The sequence below is a fragment of the Pseudomonas sp. NPDC089752 genome (genome assembly GCF_044748725.1).
GTDB lineage: Bacteria > Pseudomonadota > Gammaproteobacteria > Pseudomonadales > Pseudomonadaceae > Aquipseudomonas.
The window spans coordinates 368806-384348 of record NZ_JBIVGP010000001.1 but is presented as its reverse complement, the minus strand read 5'-3'; the positions used below and the strand labels follow the sequence as shown (position 1 = coordinate 384348).

Annotated in this window: 20 protein-coding genes; 11 read left to right on the top strand and 9 right to left on the bottom strand. The window is 59.1% G+C overall.

What is annotated here, in order from left to right; translation table 11 throughout:
- The first annotated feature begins 33 nt into the window (after positions 1 to 33).
- A complete protein-coding gene (locus ACIPZF_RS01740; protein WP_400794626.1) occupies positions 34 to 270 on the top strand; it encodes a hypothetical protein in 237 nt (78 codons plus the stop codon).
- Positions 271 to 347: 77 nt separating this feature from the next.
- A complete protein-coding gene (locus ACIPZF_RS01735) occupies positions 348 to 1511 on the top strand; it encodes an AAA family ATPase (protein WP_400794624.1) in 1164 nt (387 codons plus the stop codon).
- A 33-nt stretch (positions 1512 to 1544) separates the two neighbouring features.
- On the opposite strand, the gene ACIPZF_RS01730 is transcribed toward ACIPZF_RS01735, so the two are convergent.
- Together ACIPZF_RS01730 and ACIPZF_RS01725 are read right to left on the bottom strand one after the other, a co-directional pair.
- Positions 1545 to 1769 carry a hypothetical protein gene (locus tag ACIPZF_RS01730; RefSeq protein WP_400794622.1) on the bottom strand — a complete coding sequence of 75 codons (225 nt, stop codon included), beginning with the start codon at positions 1767 to 1769 and terminating at the stop codon, positions 1545 to 1547.
- Between the two features lie 106 nt (positions 1770 to 1875).
- Positions 1876 to 2790 (bottom strand): LysR family transcriptional regulator, encoded by a 915-nt coding sequence (locus ACIPZF_RS01725; RefSeq protein ID WP_400795013.1) that lies wholly within the window; start codon positions 2788 to 2790, stop codon positions 1876 to 1878.
- A gap of 183 nt (positions 2791 to 2973) precedes the next feature.
- On the opposite strand from ACIPZF_RS01725, the gene ACIPZF_RS01720 reads away from it, so the two are divergent.
- Genes ACIPZF_RS01720 through ACIPZF_RS01710 form a run of 3 tightly spaced genes read left to right on the top strand, consistent with a single transcriptional unit; the run spans position 2974 to position 5208 of the window.
- Positions 2974 to 4305, top strand: a complete 1332-nt coding sequence (locus ACIPZF_RS01720; protein ID WP_400794620.1) for a nucleobase:cation symporter-2 family protein — start codon at positions 2974 to 2976, stop codon at positions 4303 to 4305.
- A gap of 46 nt (positions 4306 to 4351) precedes the next feature.
- Positions 4352 to 4861 carry a nucleoside deaminase gene (locus tag ACIPZF_RS01715; RefSeq protein WP_400794618.1) on the top strand — a complete coding sequence of 170 codons (510 nt, stop codon included), beginning with the start codon at positions 4352 to 4354 and terminating at the stop codon, positions 4859 to 4861.
- Positions 4858 to 5208, top strand: a complete 351-nt coding sequence (locus ACIPZF_RS01710) for a hydroxyisourate hydrolase (protein ID WP_400794616.1) — start codon at positions 4858 to 4860, stop codon at positions 5206 to 5208. Before ACIPZF_RS01715 ends, ACIPZF_RS01710 begins: the two co-directional genes overlap by 4 nt.
- A 127-nt stretch (positions 5209 to 5335) precedes the next feature.
- Here ACIPZF_RS01710 and ACIPZF_RS01705 read toward each other — a convergent pair whose 3' ends face one another.
- The 3 genes from ACIPZF_RS01705 to ACIPZF_RS01695 all read right to left on the bottom strand — a co-directional run bounded on the left by ACIPZF_RS01705 (position 5336) and on the right by ACIPZF_RS01695 (position 7310).
- On the bottom strand, positions 5336 to 5707 hold the full coding sequence (locus ACIPZF_RS01705; protein WP_400794614.1) for a hypothetical protein: 372 nt from the start codon (positions 5705 to 5707) through the stop codon (positions 5336 to 5338).
- Positions 5708 to 6087: 380 nt separating this feature from the next.
- Positions 6088 to 6801 carry a DUF4225 domain-containing protein gene (locus ACIPZF_RS01700; RefSeq protein WP_400794612.1) on the bottom strand — a complete coding sequence of 238 codons (714 nt, stop codon included), beginning with the start codon at positions 6799 to 6801 and terminating at the stop codon, positions 6088 to 6090.
- Positions 6798 to 7310, bottom strand: a complete 513-nt coding sequence (locus ACIPZF_RS01695; protein WP_400794610.1) for an Hcp family type VI secretion system effector — start codon at positions 7308 to 7310, stop codon at positions 6798 to 6800. The genes ACIPZF_RS01700 and ACIPZF_RS01695 overlap by 4 nt, the downstream gene beginning before the upstream one ends.
- A gap of 104 nt (positions 7311 to 7414) precedes the next feature.
- Here ACIPZF_RS01695 and ACIPZF_RS01690 point away from each other — a divergent pair, with 104 nt between their 5' ends.
- The 3 genes from ACIPZF_RS01690 to ACIPZF_RS01680 all read left to right on the top strand — a co-directional run bounded on the left by ACIPZF_RS01690 (position 7415) and on the right by ACIPZF_RS01680 (position 9561).
- Complete coding sequence (locus ACIPZF_RS01690) at positions 7415 to 8239, top strand: AraC family transcriptional regulator (protein WP_400794608.1); 825 nt, start codon at positions 7415 to 7417, stop codon at positions 8237 to 8239.
- Positions 8240 to 8311: 72 nt separating this feature from the next.
- A complete protein-coding gene (locus tag ACIPZF_RS01685) occupies positions 8312 to 8689 on the top strand; it encodes a cupin domain-containing protein (protein ID WP_400794607.1) in 378 nt (125 codons plus the stop codon).
- Between the two features lie 293 nt (positions 8690 to 8982).
- The gene (locus tag ACIPZF_RS01680) at positions 8983 to 9561 is read left to right on the top strand and encodes a plasmid pRiA4b ORF-3 family protein (RefSeq protein WP_400794605.1); all 579 of its coding nucleotides are present in this window, start codon (positions 8983 to 8985) and stop codon (positions 9559 to 9561) included.
- Positions 9562 to 9719: 158 nt separating this feature from the next.
- On the opposite strand, the gene ACIPZF_RS01675 is transcribed toward ACIPZF_RS01680, so the two are convergent.
- Entirely contained in the window at positions 9720 to 10631 is a 912-nt protein-coding gene (locus ACIPZF_RS01675) for a LysR family transcriptional regulator (RefSeq protein ID WP_400794603.1), read from the bottom strand.
- Positions 10632 to 10812: 181 nt separating this feature from the next.
- Here ACIPZF_RS01675 and ACIPZF_RS01670 point away from each other — a divergent pair, with 181 nt between their 5' ends.
- Both ACIPZF_RS01670 and ACIPZF_RS01665 read left to right on the top strand, forming a co-directional pair.
- Entirely contained in the window at positions 10813 to 11868 is a 1056-nt protein-coding gene (locus ACIPZF_RS01670) for a tartrate dehydrogenase (RefSeq protein ID WP_400794601.1), read from the top strand.
- 98 nt (positions 11869 to 11966) lie between these two features.
- Positions 11967 to 13313, top strand: a complete 1347-nt coding sequence (locus ACIPZF_RS01665; protein WP_400794599.1) for a dicarboxylate/amino acid:cation symporter — start codon at positions 11967 to 11969, stop codon at positions 13311 to 13313.
- Positions 13314 to 13371: 58 nt separating this feature from the next.
- Here ACIPZF_RS01665 and ACIPZF_RS01660 read toward each other — a convergent pair whose 3' ends face one another.
- Together ACIPZF_RS01660 and ACIPZF_RS01655 are read right to left on the bottom strand one after the other, a co-directional pair.
- Entirely contained in the window at positions 13372 to 13668 is a 297-nt protein-coding gene (locus tag ACIPZF_RS01660) for a hypothetical protein (RefSeq protein WP_400794597.1), read from the bottom strand.
- A complete protein-coding gene (locus tag ACIPZF_RS01655) occupies positions 13665 to 14249 on the bottom strand; it encodes a DUF4225 domain-containing protein (RefSeq protein WP_400794595.1) in 585 nt (194 codons plus the stop codon). Before ACIPZF_RS01655 ends, ACIPZF_RS01660 begins: the two co-directional genes overlap by 4 nt.
- 392 nt (positions 14250 to 14641) lie before the next feature.
- On the opposite strand from ACIPZF_RS01655, the gene ACIPZF_RS01650 reads away from it, so the two are divergent.
- A complete protein-coding gene (locus ACIPZF_RS01650) occupies positions 14642 to 14767 on the top strand; it encodes a hypothetical protein (protein ID WP_400794593.1) in 126 nt (41 codons plus the stop codon).
- A 33-nt stretch (positions 14768 to 14800) separates the two neighbouring features.
- On the opposite strand, the gene ACIPZF_RS01645 is transcribed toward ACIPZF_RS01650, so the two are convergent.
- Complete coding sequence (locus tag ACIPZF_RS01645) at positions 14801 to 15427, bottom strand: hypothetical protein (protein ID WP_400795011.1); 627 nt, start codon at positions 15425 to 15427, stop codon at positions 14801 to 14803.
- Positions 15428 to 15543: the final 116 nt, after the last annotated feature.

Sequence of the window (15543 nt, the reverse complement as noted above, 5' to 3'; positions counted from 1 at the left end):
ACGCGCCGCATGCCTGTGGCGAGGACAACCGCAATGACCATTCGCAGCCTGGCAAAAAACCTGCCGGCAGACCCAGACAAGGAGGGCTGGGTGCTGGGCTGGGGCGTGCTGCGTGACCGGCATCCCTGGCATTTTGTGGACGTGTATGCCGATCAGAGAACAGCCAGGGTCGAGGCCCAGCGCCGCGGGCCTGAGTACGTCGTCGAGTACGGCTCGCACCGCCTTGGGTCGGATGAGTTCGTGTGCGGGGTTACCCCTCCTGAAGGTTGAGCACTGGGTGTCGAAACTGGCAAGGCCGTTGCGCTTCGGCCACAATCCGTCGCCTGGTTAAAGCTGGAACGCACCGCATGCTGACTACCCTCGCCATTGGCAACTACCGCTCGATCAACCACCTGGTACTCCCGCTGGGCCAACTCAACCTGGTCACAGGCGCCAACGGCAGCGGTAAATCCAACCTCTACAAAGCCCTGCGCCTGCTCGCCGAGACCGCCCAGGGCGGCGTGATCGAAGCCCTCGCGCGCGAAGGCGGGCTGGATTCGACCTGGTGGGCCGGCCCGCAAGCGAGTGCGCGGATGAAACGGGGCGAGGTGCCCATCCAGGGCGAGCACCCGAGCGACGTGAAACGCCTGCGCCTAGGGTTCGCCACCGAGGATTTCGGCTTCGCCATCTCCCTCGGCCTGCCGATACCCCTGCCCTACCCGACCGCCTTCATGCTCGACCCCGAGATCAAGAGCGAAGCCATCTGGGGCGCTGGCGCCTACCGCCCTTCATCCCTGCTGGTGGAGCGCAAGAACGCCATGGTGCGTGCCCGCGAGGGCAACGGCTGGACTGTGCTCGACCAACACGCCGACAGCGGCGAGAGCTTTTTCAACATCGTCGGCCGCCCTCGCCAGGCACCGGAGATTGGCCAGTTGCGTGCGTTCATCAACAGCTGGCGGTTCTACGATCACTTCCGCATCGACCGCGATGCCCCGTGTCGCCAACCCCAATTGGGCACGCGTTCGCCGGTGCTGCATCACGATGGCCGCAACCTCGCTTCGGCGCTGCAGACCATCATCGAAATCGGTGAGGTTGAAGACCTCGTCGCCGCGCTGGAAGACGCGTTTCCCGGCAGCCGCCTGGAAATCAATGCACCGCCCGGGGGACTGTTCAGCGTGCAGCTGTACCAGCACGGGCTGCTGCGCCCCCTGGGCGGCGCGGAACTGTCGGACGGCACCCTGCGCTATCTGCTGCTGATGGCCGCGCTGCTGACGCCGCGACCGCCATCGCTGATGGTGCTCAACGAACCGGAAACCAGTCTGCATGCCGACCTGCTGCCGGCTTTGGCACGGCTGATCATTCGTGCTTCGCAACGTAGCCAGGTGTGGGTGGTGTCGCACAGCCGGCCGCTGATCGAGGCGCTGAAGGCGTGTGAGGGGTGCAAAGTACTGGAGCTGGAGAAGCAGCAGGGCCAGACGCAGTTGCGGGGGGTCGGGTTGCTGGATGAGCCACTGTGGCGGTGGGTGGATTGACGGCCGGGAGCAGCACCCGGCCAGGCCGAGCCTTCAGGCGATTTCGATTTCCGACAAGCCAAGTACTTCGGCTTGAGCCAGTACCTCTGCAGGCGTGGCATCGGCGGGCGGCATGACCAGACTGTTTTCGCCGTCACCGAAGTGCAGCACCATCAAGTGAAGCGCCGCTTCGTGTCGAGCGAGGCTGGGCTGCTTGAGTTCAAAGGTGTGAGAAGTTTGTTGGCCATTGAGTTGGTACTGCACTGTGTAGGGATGCATGAGGACCTCCGGAAGGATTGGTGACTTATAACCTGACTTTCAGGACAGGAAATAATTCAGCTGAAGTTCCACAGGCGACGGCCAACCGGCCACGCTGCAGCGCCGCCTACAACGTGGTGGGCCTGCCACGCCGGTCCAGTTCGAACACCTTGGTACGCCGCAGGCAATCGCGCAACCATCGGGTCGCTGGCCCCAGCCTGCGCTGCTGATGCCAAAGCAGGTCCACGCCCACCAGCCAGTCGGTGTGCGGGTACGCCTGCAGTTGCAGCTCGACCAGCTCACCCGAATCCAGCTCCCGCTGGATGAGCTGCCGTGGCAACGTCGCCCAGCCCAAACCGCCCCGCACCATCTCCATCAAGGCCAGATAACTCTCGGCCTGCCAGACCTGCGCAGCGCGCAGGTATTCGCTGCTGGGCAGCTTCCGCGCGTGGCCGAAGAACGCCAGGCGGCGGTGGGCATGGAGGTCGGCGAAAGGGCAGATCTGCAGTTGCGCCAGCGGATGCGAGGCGTGACACACGTGGGCCATGATCAGTTTGCCCAGTTGCTGGAAGGCCAATGTTGGTGGGTAACCGGGCTGGGAAAAGGCGATGCCCAGGTCGGCTTCGCCTTTGTCCACCATCTCGCTCACATCGCCATGCACGGGGTGGCGAATCAGCAGGTCGACAAAAGGAAACGCTTCATCAAAGGCCTTCAATGCGGGGATCAACGAAGCGTACGGCACCTCGATAGCGAGCGTGAGTGCTGGCTCCGCCTGCTCTGCCAGACCATCGGCGCTGCCCTCCAGGGCATAGCAGCGCTCAAGGATGCCCTCGGCCCGCAACAACAGTTTATGGCCCGCTGCGGTCAATGCCGGGATACGGCTGGTGCGGTCGAACAACTCCACGCCCAGGTCGGTTTCCAGGTTGCTGATCGCAGCGCTGACCGTCGACTGGGTGCGCCCAAGTCGCCTGGCCGCTGCCGAAAACGAACCTGCCTGCACCGCAGCGACGAACACCTGCAATTGCTCCAGCGAAAAGCGCATCACCGACCCCGCTTTCATGACCTGATCCATCGATGCTAACGATGGTTACTCATTTGTTCCATCGTTTGTTTGGCAGGACTATCACCTTCGACAACGCTGGCAGCTGCCCGTGCTTCCCTGCGCTGCGTGTCACTCCAGGCGCCAAAACAACGAAAAGAGCCGCACCTTCAGGAGATTCACGCCATGAGCCACACAAAGGTCCACGCGGTGGACGAAGTATTACCACTGCGGCAACTGTTCACCTTCGGCTTGCAGCACGTGCTGGTGATGTATGCCGGCGCTGTCGCGGTCCCGCTCATTCTCGGCAGCGCGCTGGGCCTGACCCAGGCGCAGATCGTCACGCTGATCAACGCCAACCTGTTCACCTCCGGCATCGCCACGCTGATTCAGACCCTCGGATTCTGGCGCTTCGGCGCACGGCTGCCGCTGATCCAGGGCTGCTCGTTCATCGCGCTGGCACCGATGATCATGATCGGCAAGCAGTTCGGCCTACAGGAAGTGTTTGGCGCCGTCATCGCCGCCGGGGCCATCACCATCGCCATCGCGCCGCTGTTCAGCCGCCTGCTGCGCTTCTTCCCGCCCGTGGTGATCGGCAGCCTGATCACCATCATCGGCATTTCGCTGATGCCGGCAGCGGCCATATGGCTGGGCGGCGGCAACCCTGACGCGCCAGACTTCGGCAAGCCGGCCAACCTGCTGCTGGGCATGGCGACAGTGGCCATTACCCTGGTGGTGTACGCACGCTTTTCTGGTTTTATCGGCAACCTCAGCGTGCTGATCGGCCTGGTGTGCGGCAGCCTGCTGGCGGCGGCCTTTGGCATGACGCACTTCGGCAACGTCGGCCAGGCCGCCTGGTTCGAATTCAGCCCGCCGATGGCTTTTGGTGTACCGCAGTTTTCCAGCGTGCCGATCCTGATCATGCTGCTGGCGATGCTGGTGATCATGGCCGAGACCACCGGCAACTGCCTGGCCATCGGTAAACTGGTCGGCAAGCCCACCGACCAGACCACGCTCGGCAACGCCTTCCGCGCGGATGGTTTCTCGACGATGCTCGGCGGGCTGTTCAACAGCTTTCCGTACAACGCCTTCACCCAGAACACCGGGCTGATCGCCCTTTCCAACGTCAAGAGTCGCTTCGTGGTCGCCGCCGCTGGCGCGATCATGGTGCTGATGGGCCTGTTCCCGAAATTGGGCGCACTGATCGCCGCCGTGCCTACACCTGTGCTCGGTGGGTGCGCCATCGTCATGTTCGGCATGACCACCGTAGCGGGCATCCAGGAGCTGTCGCGGGTCCCGTTCGAAGGCACGCGCAACGGCATCATCGTTGCGGTGTCAGTGAGCATCGGCGTGTTGCCCATGTCTTTCCCCGCCCTTTTCCATCACCTGAGCGGCCCGCTCAAACTGGTGCTGGAAAGCGGCATCTTCCTCGGCGCGATCGCCGCCATCACCCTCAACCTGTTGCTCAACAACGAAGCCACTGCCCACGACACCGGCGATGCCAGCGTGGCCAAGTGACTAGTGCTGCTGCGTACTTACAACCTGCCTGACCCAAGGAGCCATCATGACCACAGCCAATCTAAACGCCGCCAGCGGTGTAACCGCCCTTGATCTAGACCTGCTGCGCCAGTCGATCCAACTGTCGGAACAGTCCCGCGAACGCGGCCGCCACCCCTTCGCGGCCATCGTCGCCGATGCCAGTGGCCGGGTAATCGCCAGCGCCGGCAACAACTCCATGCCACCGCAAGGCGACCCCACACAGCACGCTGAACTGGTCGCCGCCGCGTTGGCCGCCAAAGCGTTGCCGCCTGAAGCGTTGGCCGCTTGCACGCTCTATACCAGCGCCGAGCCGTGCTGCATGTGTGCCGGGGCCGTGTACTGGACCGGCATCGGCCGCGTGGTGTACGCACTGTCGGAGCACACGTTGCTCGGGCTGACCGGGGCGCACCCGGAAAACCCGACGTTCTCCCTGCCCTGCCGCGAGGTGTTCGCCCGAGGTCAGCGTGAAGTTTGCGTGCACGGGCCGTTGTTGGAAGATGAGGCGGCTACGGCGCATGAGGGATTCTGGAAATGAACGGGGGTGTTTCGATCCATGTGGTCGATGTCGCCAGTGGGCGCGTGGCGCAGGGGATGGGCGTGAGTATCGGTGCGGTCGGGCAAGCGCCCATCCTGGAGGGTTACGTGGATGAGCGGGGGCTGTTGCCGCTGCTGGAGACGCTGGGTGATTGCTTTGGCGTCGGGGTCTATGAAGTGCGCCTTCAGGTGGCTGCGTTTTATCGCGCGCGCGGAGCGTCGATTGCTGACACTCCCTTTCTGGATGAGTTGGTTTATCGCTTTGGCATTGGTGATGCCACGGAGCACTACCACTTGCCGTTCAAGCTAACGGCGTGGGGAGTGAGTTGCTTCCGCGGCGGCGCCTGATCGGGCCCCGTGGCAGCGGCTTCAGCCGCGAACACCGGCAACGCCGGTGCCATCCACCGCGTCGCTCGCTTCGCGGCTGAAGCCGCTCCCACTGAGTGGGGTCCGGCGCTCGCTCAGGCTTTGATACTCAACGAGGCTGCGGGTGCTCGCTGGACACCGAGTTGTTGGCATCCACATCCCTCATTTCTTGATCGACCGGCGATTCATCGTCGGCAGGCAGCGGCACCTCGTCCTCTTTACTGCTCGACTGCTGCGCAGTGTCTTGTTGGGTGCGAGCAGTACCGTTATCTCGCTCGACCTGAGCATCCTGATCGGACCCAGGATTGCCAGGCGGCGGATTCCAATCCTCGGGCCGCTTCTCGGACCATTTCTCACCAGCGCCCTGCTTGGGTTCGGATTCGCTTTGTTCCAGGCCGGTGCCGTGGCCTGTGCCGGTATCTGGCGCGACATCGGCGGGGCCTGGGTAGGGAGCATCGGGGCCATTGTGATCGATTGCCATGATCGTTCTCCGGTTTGCAGCGCAGCGTTGCTGCGTGTCTGTAACTCAGAGGATTAAGCTTGGGTGGGAGTGCCCTGGCGCTGACCGGTGGCACGTTACTCAAACCTAACCTCGTGTAGGCATTGCCCCGCAATGTAGAAAAACGCCTATTAATGCAGCCCAGCCCACAAAAATATTTTCCTTAACGAAGTCAGGATGATACCCGAAGAACAAAAAACGGTCGAACTCCAAAATTCTCATATAGTACGTTATAAAGAAAAGATTAAAAACTAGGCATAGGCAAAACAATCCATAGCCAAGATGCGGCCCTGAACACCTGGCTCGCAGGGCAAATGCGGCGCATATGCCAAGCACGACACATGAAACGAACAACCAGGCCATTACTTATCCCTCAGCTCAACGAGAACTTGATCACCGGTCAACATGTCCACTCCCACCTCAAACACTATCGAGTGGGTACTCATGGTCTTTATCGCACGCGTTTTATCTGCCTCAACATAACGAAACAACCGCCAAGCGCCTGGCCTTAACACAAGCCTACCCAAATTGTAGGCTGACAGGCCGAGATCCGAAACTCCGTAGGCTACGTTACCATCGGACTTTACGCCGCCCGCCGCAACGGCGACATTCTGATAAATTCTCCGGACAGGACCCACGTTATCGGTACGTCTTTGAACAATGTTCATGCCATTTTCATAAATATTGTTCATCCCATGCATTATCATAGGAAAGCCTCCGATAGCACACCCGAACCCAGCAGTAAATTTGCAGACAGCGATCCCAGTGCCTATCTGCAAAACCCCTGCAGTCACGCCAGCTACGAGTTTTGAGTACTCCCAGATTTGCCGGAGCAGTTCACGATACTCTTGCTCAAGAGCTTCTCGACCCTCATCAGCTGAAATATTGCCAGCGCGCACATCTTCAACAATCACTTGGCCTAAATACGCAATTTCCTGAGTAAACTGTGCTTTGAGCACATCATCCTGCAAGTGATGGGCGCCAACCTCACACGCATATTGTGTGAGCCGCGCTGCCAAATGGCTGACCTCCCAAACCTCGGTCGACGTGGCTGCGTAATTGCCGCCATTCCTCATGCAACATCTCCCCACGTTGCATAGCCGCTCGTATTAGCGGTCAAGTGATGCCAAGCAATAAATCCGTAGCGGATGGCGAGGTATTCCTGAGGATCTTGAGCATTCAGCAGGACTGAGTAAGGAACCTCCATTCGCTGATCAACAATGATTGCATCAGACAGATCAATCTTGAAATAACATTCGTGTTTTCCCGCAGCATTGATGCGATAGAGATTGATTCGACACTCGAGAATTTCTCGATTGGTCAATGCCTCTGCCAACAGCGGAGTAGCTTTATCGATGTACTTGGTTATCAAGATAGGGCGATGTGTGGTCTGTTCGGTGTTGCCCAGATTGGACAAATTATGGCTGAAAGAGAGCACCATTATTTCGTCCAGATGAGCACTTTGGCATCGATTGCCAATCGAGTCGGTAGCAGAGCATCCAGCGGAGATAAGACCTTGTCTTCTGCCCGTCATTGACAGGTAACCGTGGTAGCCATTTCGCCAACTCCTTGTAGGTGAAGGCACGGAGGCTAAAAAATTAACAATCAGTTTGTATGTAGGATCCGTCCGAGATTAGCGACTCAATTTATGTGAGAATATTTCGTCGAACTCACTCGGAACGACTATTCATGGACCGAAAAGCAAACCAGGCAACCACCGCCGATTGGGTCATCCGCAGCGCCCACCCCGGCAGCGTGGAGCGCATCGAAGCCTGGTTCGGCAGTCACGGCTACGACCCTCATCGTCACGACACCTACTCGATCGGCCGCACCCTCGCCGGTGTGCAGAGTTTTCATTACAAGGGCACGCTGTGCCACGGCGTACCGGGTAATACCCTCGTCCTTCACCCAGACGAAGTGCACGACGGCATGGCCGGTACCGACGCGGGCTTTCGCTACCGCATGGCCTATATCGACCCCGCGCTGATTCAGAACGTGCTCGGCGGCGAGCCGTTGCCTTTCATTGCCGGCGGATTGTCCCTGGACCCGCGCCTGTACCGCGCCAGTGAAACCTTCGTGCAGGCGCTGGATCACCCACTTGAAACGCTGGAGGAGCAGGACGCTCTCTATGACCTGGCCATGGCACTGCGTGCGGTCGGTGGCAAGCCGCGCGGCCGCAAGCGCCTGGACTATCGCTCGGCCGAGCGCGCCAAGGCATTCATCATGGAGCACCTGCACCTGGGCATTACCCTGGAGATGCTCGAACAGGCCAGCGGACGCGAGCAATGGAGCTTGTCACGGGACTTTCGCGCCCTTTACGGCACCAGCCCCTACCGCTTCGTCACGTTGCGGCGCCTGGACAGTGTTCGCCGGTTGCTGCTGGATGGCTTCACCCTGGTCGATGCAGCCCTGGCGGCGGGCTTTCACGATCAGAGCCACATGACCCGGCATTTCACCCGTTGCTACGGCGTGCCTCCGCTGCGCTGGCTGGAGCGCTTGCGGCCTTTGCGCTGACTTGCAGGATCGTACAAGAACGGAGTGGTTTGGGTTCGATACGCTGACCACCTCAACTCAGGAGGATCCGTCATGTCCGACACACAGCAGCAACGCCCTGTAAACCTGGCCCAGAAGGCTTCGCTGATCGAACAGCAGTGGAGCCCGCGGGTGGTCGCAGAAATGAACGACTACCAGTTCAAGGTCGTGCGCATCGAGGGTGAATTCATCTGGCATTCGCACCCGGAAACGGACGAAGCGTTTCTGGTGCTTGAAGGCACCTTGCGTATCGATCTGCCGGAGGGCAGCGTTTATGTGAACCCCGGCGAATTATATGTGGTGCCACGTGGGGTGGAGCACAGGACCGCCGCGCAGGGTGAGGCGAAACTGATGATGATCGAACCCCGAGGGGTTTTGAATACGGGGCATGAAGGGGGTGAGCGGACTGCTGTGAATGATGTGTGGATTTGAATTGGCGCTGCTTCAGGTCGGCATTATCTGAGGCCGTTCAATGCAGTTCCATGGGTTGCGACGTCAGAGCCGAGCCCTCGTCGCAAAGGTTCTGACGCCCTCCCTGATTCCCGACCGGACAGATCATCCACGCCCAAGACTTGAATCGTCATCGTGGGGGCATCCATAATCTTTGGCTATGTTCGCTGCCGGGATAGCCAAGCCCAAGCGGACCTTTTGCCGATGCTGGAGCAATGCCAGGGCAGCAGCCCTGAACGTACCTCGATCTGCGCGCCACCAATGGAATGCACTACATGCCAAGCAACCCCCAGCTCCGCAAAATCCCCCGCGATCTGACAGTCCTTCGCATCGAGCTGGTAGGGATCGAACCGACCATCTGGCGTCGGTTCGCCGTTCCAGAAAACATCACCCTGGGCAAACTGCATGATGTGATCCAGGCCGTGATGGGCTGGCACGATTGCCACCTTCATGAGTTTGAGATTGCAGGTGTGAAGTACGGGATTCCCGATCCCGATGGCTGGGGTGCCCCTGTGAATCCGGAGGCGCGAAAGACGCTGATCAAAGCGCTGCAAGGGCAGAAGACCTTCAACTACCTCTACGACTTCGGAGACGACTGGCTCCATACCATCAAGGTCGAAGAAACACTGCCCGCCACTACCTACAAGCACGTACCCTACTGCATAGACGGCGCCAACACCTGCCCACCCGAAGACGTGGGCGGCCCTCACGGTTATGAAATGTACCTGAGCGCCATGGAAGACCCTGGACATCCCGACCATGACGCCATGGTGCAATGGCGAGGCAAAAGGTTCGATCCGACGGTGTTCGATACTGACTACTTGAATCGTTGGTTCAAACGCAACAAGTGCTAAATGATCACCGGGAACGGTCAGATGGTATGGGATCACTGCCGGTCAAGGCGACCTGGGCATGTTGTGGCCCAAGTCCTGATCACGCGCTCCACCTGCATCTTGGGCAGATACTCCTGATCTTGACGTCCCCTTGGAAAAGCGTGAACCCAGCGGACCGGTCATTCGGCATCTTCAACATGATCAATATGAGCGAAACGTTCGACGAGGAAGTCGATAAGGCTGCGGACCCGCGCTGACAGGTGCAGCTGCTGAGGGTAGACCGCATAGACGTCCGCCCGAGTGGGGGTTTCGTCCTCCAGCACCAGGCGAAGCCGGCCGCTGCGTACATAACGGGCGATATCCCACTCGGCACGCATCAGTATCCCGTAACCTTCCAATGCCCAGTTCAGGGCCACCTCCCCGTCATTGCAGCCCAAAGCACCCCGGACCTTGATGTTCTGCGTACGGCTGCCATGGGTGAAACTCCATAGGCCATACGGCGTTTCGTTCTGCCGGATGAAGATGCAGTTGTGCTGCTGCAGATCAGACAGGCGCTGGGGCGTGCCGTGCTTCTCCAGATAAAGCGGTGACGCGCACAGCAGTCGGCGGTTCGAGGCGATCTTGCGGGCATGGAACGCCGCATCCGGCAGCGTGCCGAAGCGGATCCCGAGGTCGAAGCCGTGGGCCGCCAGATCCAGCGGGTGGTCGGTGATCTCCAGCTGTACTTCCACGTCCGGGTAGCGGCTGAAGAACGCGGCCAGCGCCGGGCCGATATGCCGCCGGCCAAAACCGAGGGAGGCATTTACGCGGATCAGCCCTTTGGGCGTCGCGCGGCTACTGACGACCATCTGCTCGACCTCGTTGATCTGCGTGAGGATGCGCGCAGCGTGGGAAAAATACAGCTCGCCCTCCGAGGTCAGGCTCATCGAGCGGGTGGTGCGGTTGACCAGGCGAACACCAAACCGTGCCTCCAGCGCTGCCAGCCGTTTGCTCACTGCCGGTGGGGTCACGCCGAGCTCGCGTGCCGTGGCCGCAAGGCTGCCCTGGGTGGCGAGCAGGTGGAAAAATGAGAGGTCTAGCGTCTGGTTCATGTCTGGCTCAAGACAAGGACGGACTACACAGAATGAGCGCAGCTATTAGTAACCTCAAGTAATTTATGTAGTGATTTTCAGTAGCTTATTGCCTTGGAATTCCTGCTTAAACTCTGCTCACACCCTGTCACTGGGCGTGAACGACAGGGAAAACAAGAACATCCAACGAAGGTGATGACTCATGACTGCTTACAATATTGCGGCCGTTCCAGGTGACGGAATTGGTATCGAAGTGATTGCTGCCGGCGTTGAGGTGCTGAAAGCCCTGTCGAAAAAATCCGGGTTCGAAATCGCCTTCAAGGATTTTGACTGGAGCTCGGAGCACTACCTCAAAACCGGCCACTACATCCCCAATGGCGGCCTTGAAGAGCTGAAAACCTTCGACGCGATTTTCTTCGGCGCCGTCGGCGCGCTGAATGTGCCGGACCATATTTCCCTCTGGGGCCTGCGCCTGCCGATCTGCCAGGGTTTCGACCAGTACGCCAACGTGCGTCCGGCCCGGGTACTGCCCGGCGTGAAAAGCCCACTGCACAACGGCGACCAGATCGACTGGGTCGTGGTACGCGAGAACTCCGAGGGTGAGTACTCCGGCAATGGTGGCCGCGTGCACCGCGGCCTGCCCGAAGAAGTCGCCACTGAGGTGTCGGTGTTTACCCGTGCCGGTGTCGAACGCATTCATCGTTTTGCGTTCCAGCTGGCGCAGAGTCGACCACGCAAGCACCTGACTCTGGTGACCAAGTCCAACGCACAACGTCACGGCATGGTGCTGTGGGACGAGATTTTCTATGAAGTCGCCAAGGATTTCCCGGATGTGAAGATCGACAAGGAATTGGTCGACGCCGTGACCACCCGCATGGTGCTCAAACCGTCCACGCTGGACGTGATTGTCGCCACCAACCTGCACGCCGACATTCTGTCCGACCTGGCCGCCGCCTTGTCTGGCAGCCTGGGTATCGCACCGACCGCCAACCTCAACCCGTCGCGGCAATTCCCATCGATGTTCGAACCTATTCACGGTTCTGCCTTCGACATCACCGGTAAAGGGGTCGCCAACCCGATCGCGACCTTCTGGACCGCAGCGCTGATGCTCGAACACCTGGGCGAGCCGGCTGCCGCCAAACAGCTGATGTCGGCCATCGAAGCGGTGACCGAGAGCGGCCTGCACACCCCGGACCTGGGCGGCACCGCCACGACCCGCCAGATCACCGATGCCGTCATCGCGCTGATCAATCGCTGATCTGTTACAGAAGCATCATCCAGACAAAGCGCCGAGAGGCGGGTCGTTGACCCGTCTCGTCGGCATTACCTGACAAAAATAAAAATCAGGGTCCTGTCATGAAAAGCATTCTGGGTAAGTTGTACGTTCAAGTATTGATTGGGGTCGCCGCCGGTGTACTGCTGGGTGTGTTCTGGCCGGACATCGGCACTGACCTCAAACCGCTAGGCGATGCGTTCATCAGGCTGATCAAAATGGTGTTCGCTCCGATCATCTTCGCCACGGTGGTCCTGGGCATCGCCAGGATGGAGAACATGAAGGAACTGGGCCGCGTTGGCGCCCGGGCGCTCATCTACTTTGAGGTGCTGTCTACCTTTGCCCTGGTCCTGGGGCTGCTGGTCGTCAACTTCGTCAAACCAGGTGCCGGCATGAACGTCGATGCGGCTCACCTCGACGCCTCCAGCATCGCTACATACACCTCGGCTGCGCAAAGTGGCGACGGTATCACTGATTTCTTGATGAAGATCATCCCGGTCAGTGTCGCCGATGCGTTTGCACAGAATCAGATTTTGCCGATTCTGCTGTTCTCTACCTTGTTCGGTATCGCTTTGGCGCATCTGGGGCCGCGGGGTAAACCCATGGTCGATGTGCTCGAGTCTTTCTCCCACGGCATGTTCCACATCGTCGGCATGATCATGCGCCTTGCACCGCTAGCCGCCTTTGGCGCGATGGCTTTCACCATTGGCAAGTACGGGTTGGGTTCGATCGTATCGCTTGGCAAGTTGGTGGCGACCATGTACGTCACATGCTTCCTTTTTGTTGCGGTCGTGCTCGGCCTCATCGCACGCCTGTCCGGCTTCAGCCTGTGGAAGTTTCTCAAGTACCTTAAGGAAGAACTGTTCACTGTCCTGGGTACCAGCTCATCAGAGTCGGTCGTGCCGCAACTGATGAACAAACTGGAAAAAGCAGGAGTGTCCAAGCCGGTGGTGGGCCTGGTGATTCCGTCCGGGCTGACGTTCAACCCCGATGGCCAATGCATCTACTACACCATGGCAGCCATCTTCATCGCCCAGGCCACCAACACGCCGCTGACGCTGATGGACCAGCTGATCGTACTGGGCGTGTTGTTGCTGACCTCCAAGGGCTCTGCGGGTGTTACCGGCTCTGGATTCATCACCCTGGCGGCTACCCTGGCGACGATGGACAAGATTCCGGTAGCCGGCATGGTGCTGCTGCTCGGGGTGGATCGCTTCATGTCCGAAGCCCGCGCCATCACCAATACGATCGGCAATGCGGTGGGTACCATGGCGATTGCCAAATGGGTTGGTGCGCTTGATAAAGAGCAGATGGACCTGGCCCTTGATGGGCAGCCAGCGCCAGCGCCGGACTCGGCGCAGGAACAATTGACTGCATCGAGTCGGCCCGTTAAAACACTGAGAGCTGGCGTTTTGAGCCCGCACGAATGATCTGGTTACGGTGCGTCGTTTATGTCGACCACTAGCCGCATGCCGATCATCGGAAGGTTCACTTACCCGACGTGTCGTTCATTCGCGAAGCAAATGCCCAGACGTGAAAGCACACCATCGCGCCGCACAGGATAATCACAAGCCAAACGCCAACGGGTTGAAGGGGGTCACGTGAAAAGTCAAACCCCCCTTTCCCCCTCATCACTTCCATATAGAAAATCATCATGGCTGCGAAATAAATAAGTGCGAACGAGGCCCGCCATTTGCTGGACAAATTTTCAAACAGGGACCGCTTCAAAAACATTCTGAAGATCACATCGCATGCGACAAACAGCACAAAGACGAGCAGCTTCATGGGTTGTACTCGTCAGTAAGCTGCTTCAACGTTGACGCTGACGTGCCGAACTCGAATAAAAGTCCTGTTTTGCCTAGCTGCTCGATTTTCCGTTCTTTATCCACATTCAAAAACCGATAGAGACGCCAAGCCCCCTTCCTGGGGACCTTTCGAAGCAAACTTCGGCCCGAGAAAAATAGGTCCGCGCCGTAGTAAGCAATATTCCCCTCACGCTCTTCGTAGCCCATGGCCTTGGCGCCGTCCTGATACAGTTTGCGCACAGGCCCGACCACATCGCTACGGCCCTCGTACAGCCCTCTGCCATTCTCATAGACGTTGTTGCCGCCATGCGCTATCAATGGTGCACCGTGAACCAAACATGTCGTGCCGAGCCCGCCGATACAGCTCCCCACGCCGGTAAGAAACTGGGAAACTCCGCCAGCCATGCCAATCACCTGCGAGAAAATACGAGGCGCATCGACAAACAGACTATTACTTTGCGCGTGGATACGCTCCACCCCCTCCTCAGGACTGATACGGCGCTGGGCCACATCGTTCAGAACTCGCCTCGCGTAGTAGGCAAGCTCGCGGTCGAACTGCATACGCAAACTCCGATCCTGCAGATAACGGGCACTGACGCTACAGCCATAACTGATCAACCCCGAAGCGGCTGCGTTCACGTCCCCTCCGTGAGAGGCTTGGCATCGGCTATTACGTGGAGGCTGTGAAGCGCAGCCAGCCGAAATTAAAAATTGTCGTGCCATGAATTAAACTCCTGCAGGTGTGAGCTGCAGGCTACGCAGCGAAAACTTAGCTGTATGTCAGCTACGTCTGAAGCGTTGACTGCCATCTGACTAATGTTTAGCAGGACCGGGCAGAGCTCACCTACAGCAATGACGGAATTCGGGCGATATTCTTTATGTAGGATTCGTCCGAGATTAGCGACTCAATTTATGTGAGAGTACTTCGTCGAATTTAGTCGGAACGACTATTCATGGACCGAAAATCAAACCCCGCAGCCGTTCGCCGGTTGCTGCTGGATAGCTTTACCCTGGTCGATGCGGCCCTCGCGGCGGGCTTTCATGACCAGAGCCCGTTGCCGGGGGGACGGACGATTTGAGCTCCGCATTGCGAATGCTTTGCCTGGACCGCCCTACTCTTGCGAGCCAGCTGGCTGCAGCCGACTGTACTGATCCTGGCGAATCCAGCCGATATGGGAACGATCATCCGTGCCGGGGAATTCGACCTTGGCCCACCCCGCTTCATACGCGAGCACGCCCACGACATCACCCTTGATGATGTAAGGGCCATTGCCCGCCTGCCCGCTGCGAGTTTTCTGCAGGTATGCCTTGTCGGCGCTGACTGTGACAAGGCCGATCCAGGGTTTGCTGGCAATGCGACTCAGCGTAAGGCCAGTGCTGATCATTGGGCCCAGCACGCTCATGCAACCCGGGTGCTCCTGCCCACGGGGAACCGTCAGCGAAATACTGTCTGAAGTTATGGCAATGCTGCCCGGATAAGCCTCGCGGCGCCAGGTAGTGACCTGCGTTCGCTCCGCGTCATTGAGTTGGCCCTGCAAATAGAATGCGCAGCGCCGGCTCACGCCCTCGCCCAGTTCTTCCGAATAGAAACCTTCGACCTTGCGGTCCGGCGTGACGGCGAGCATCAACGCCTCATATTGGCCGGCTTTCGGCGCGGCATTGCCAGCCAATACCGGCGCAGCGCTTGCTGATGCCAGCATGCCTGACAGTAGTAGCTGTGAAAACAAAGTCCCTTTCATTGCATGTTCCTTGCTAGTGAATTCCAAGTTTTCTGATGAGGGTTCAGCTGTACTAATGGTGAGCTGTAGCCGCAAGTTTCGGCGCTGGCAATATACGCTCTCATCTGGCTGATGTG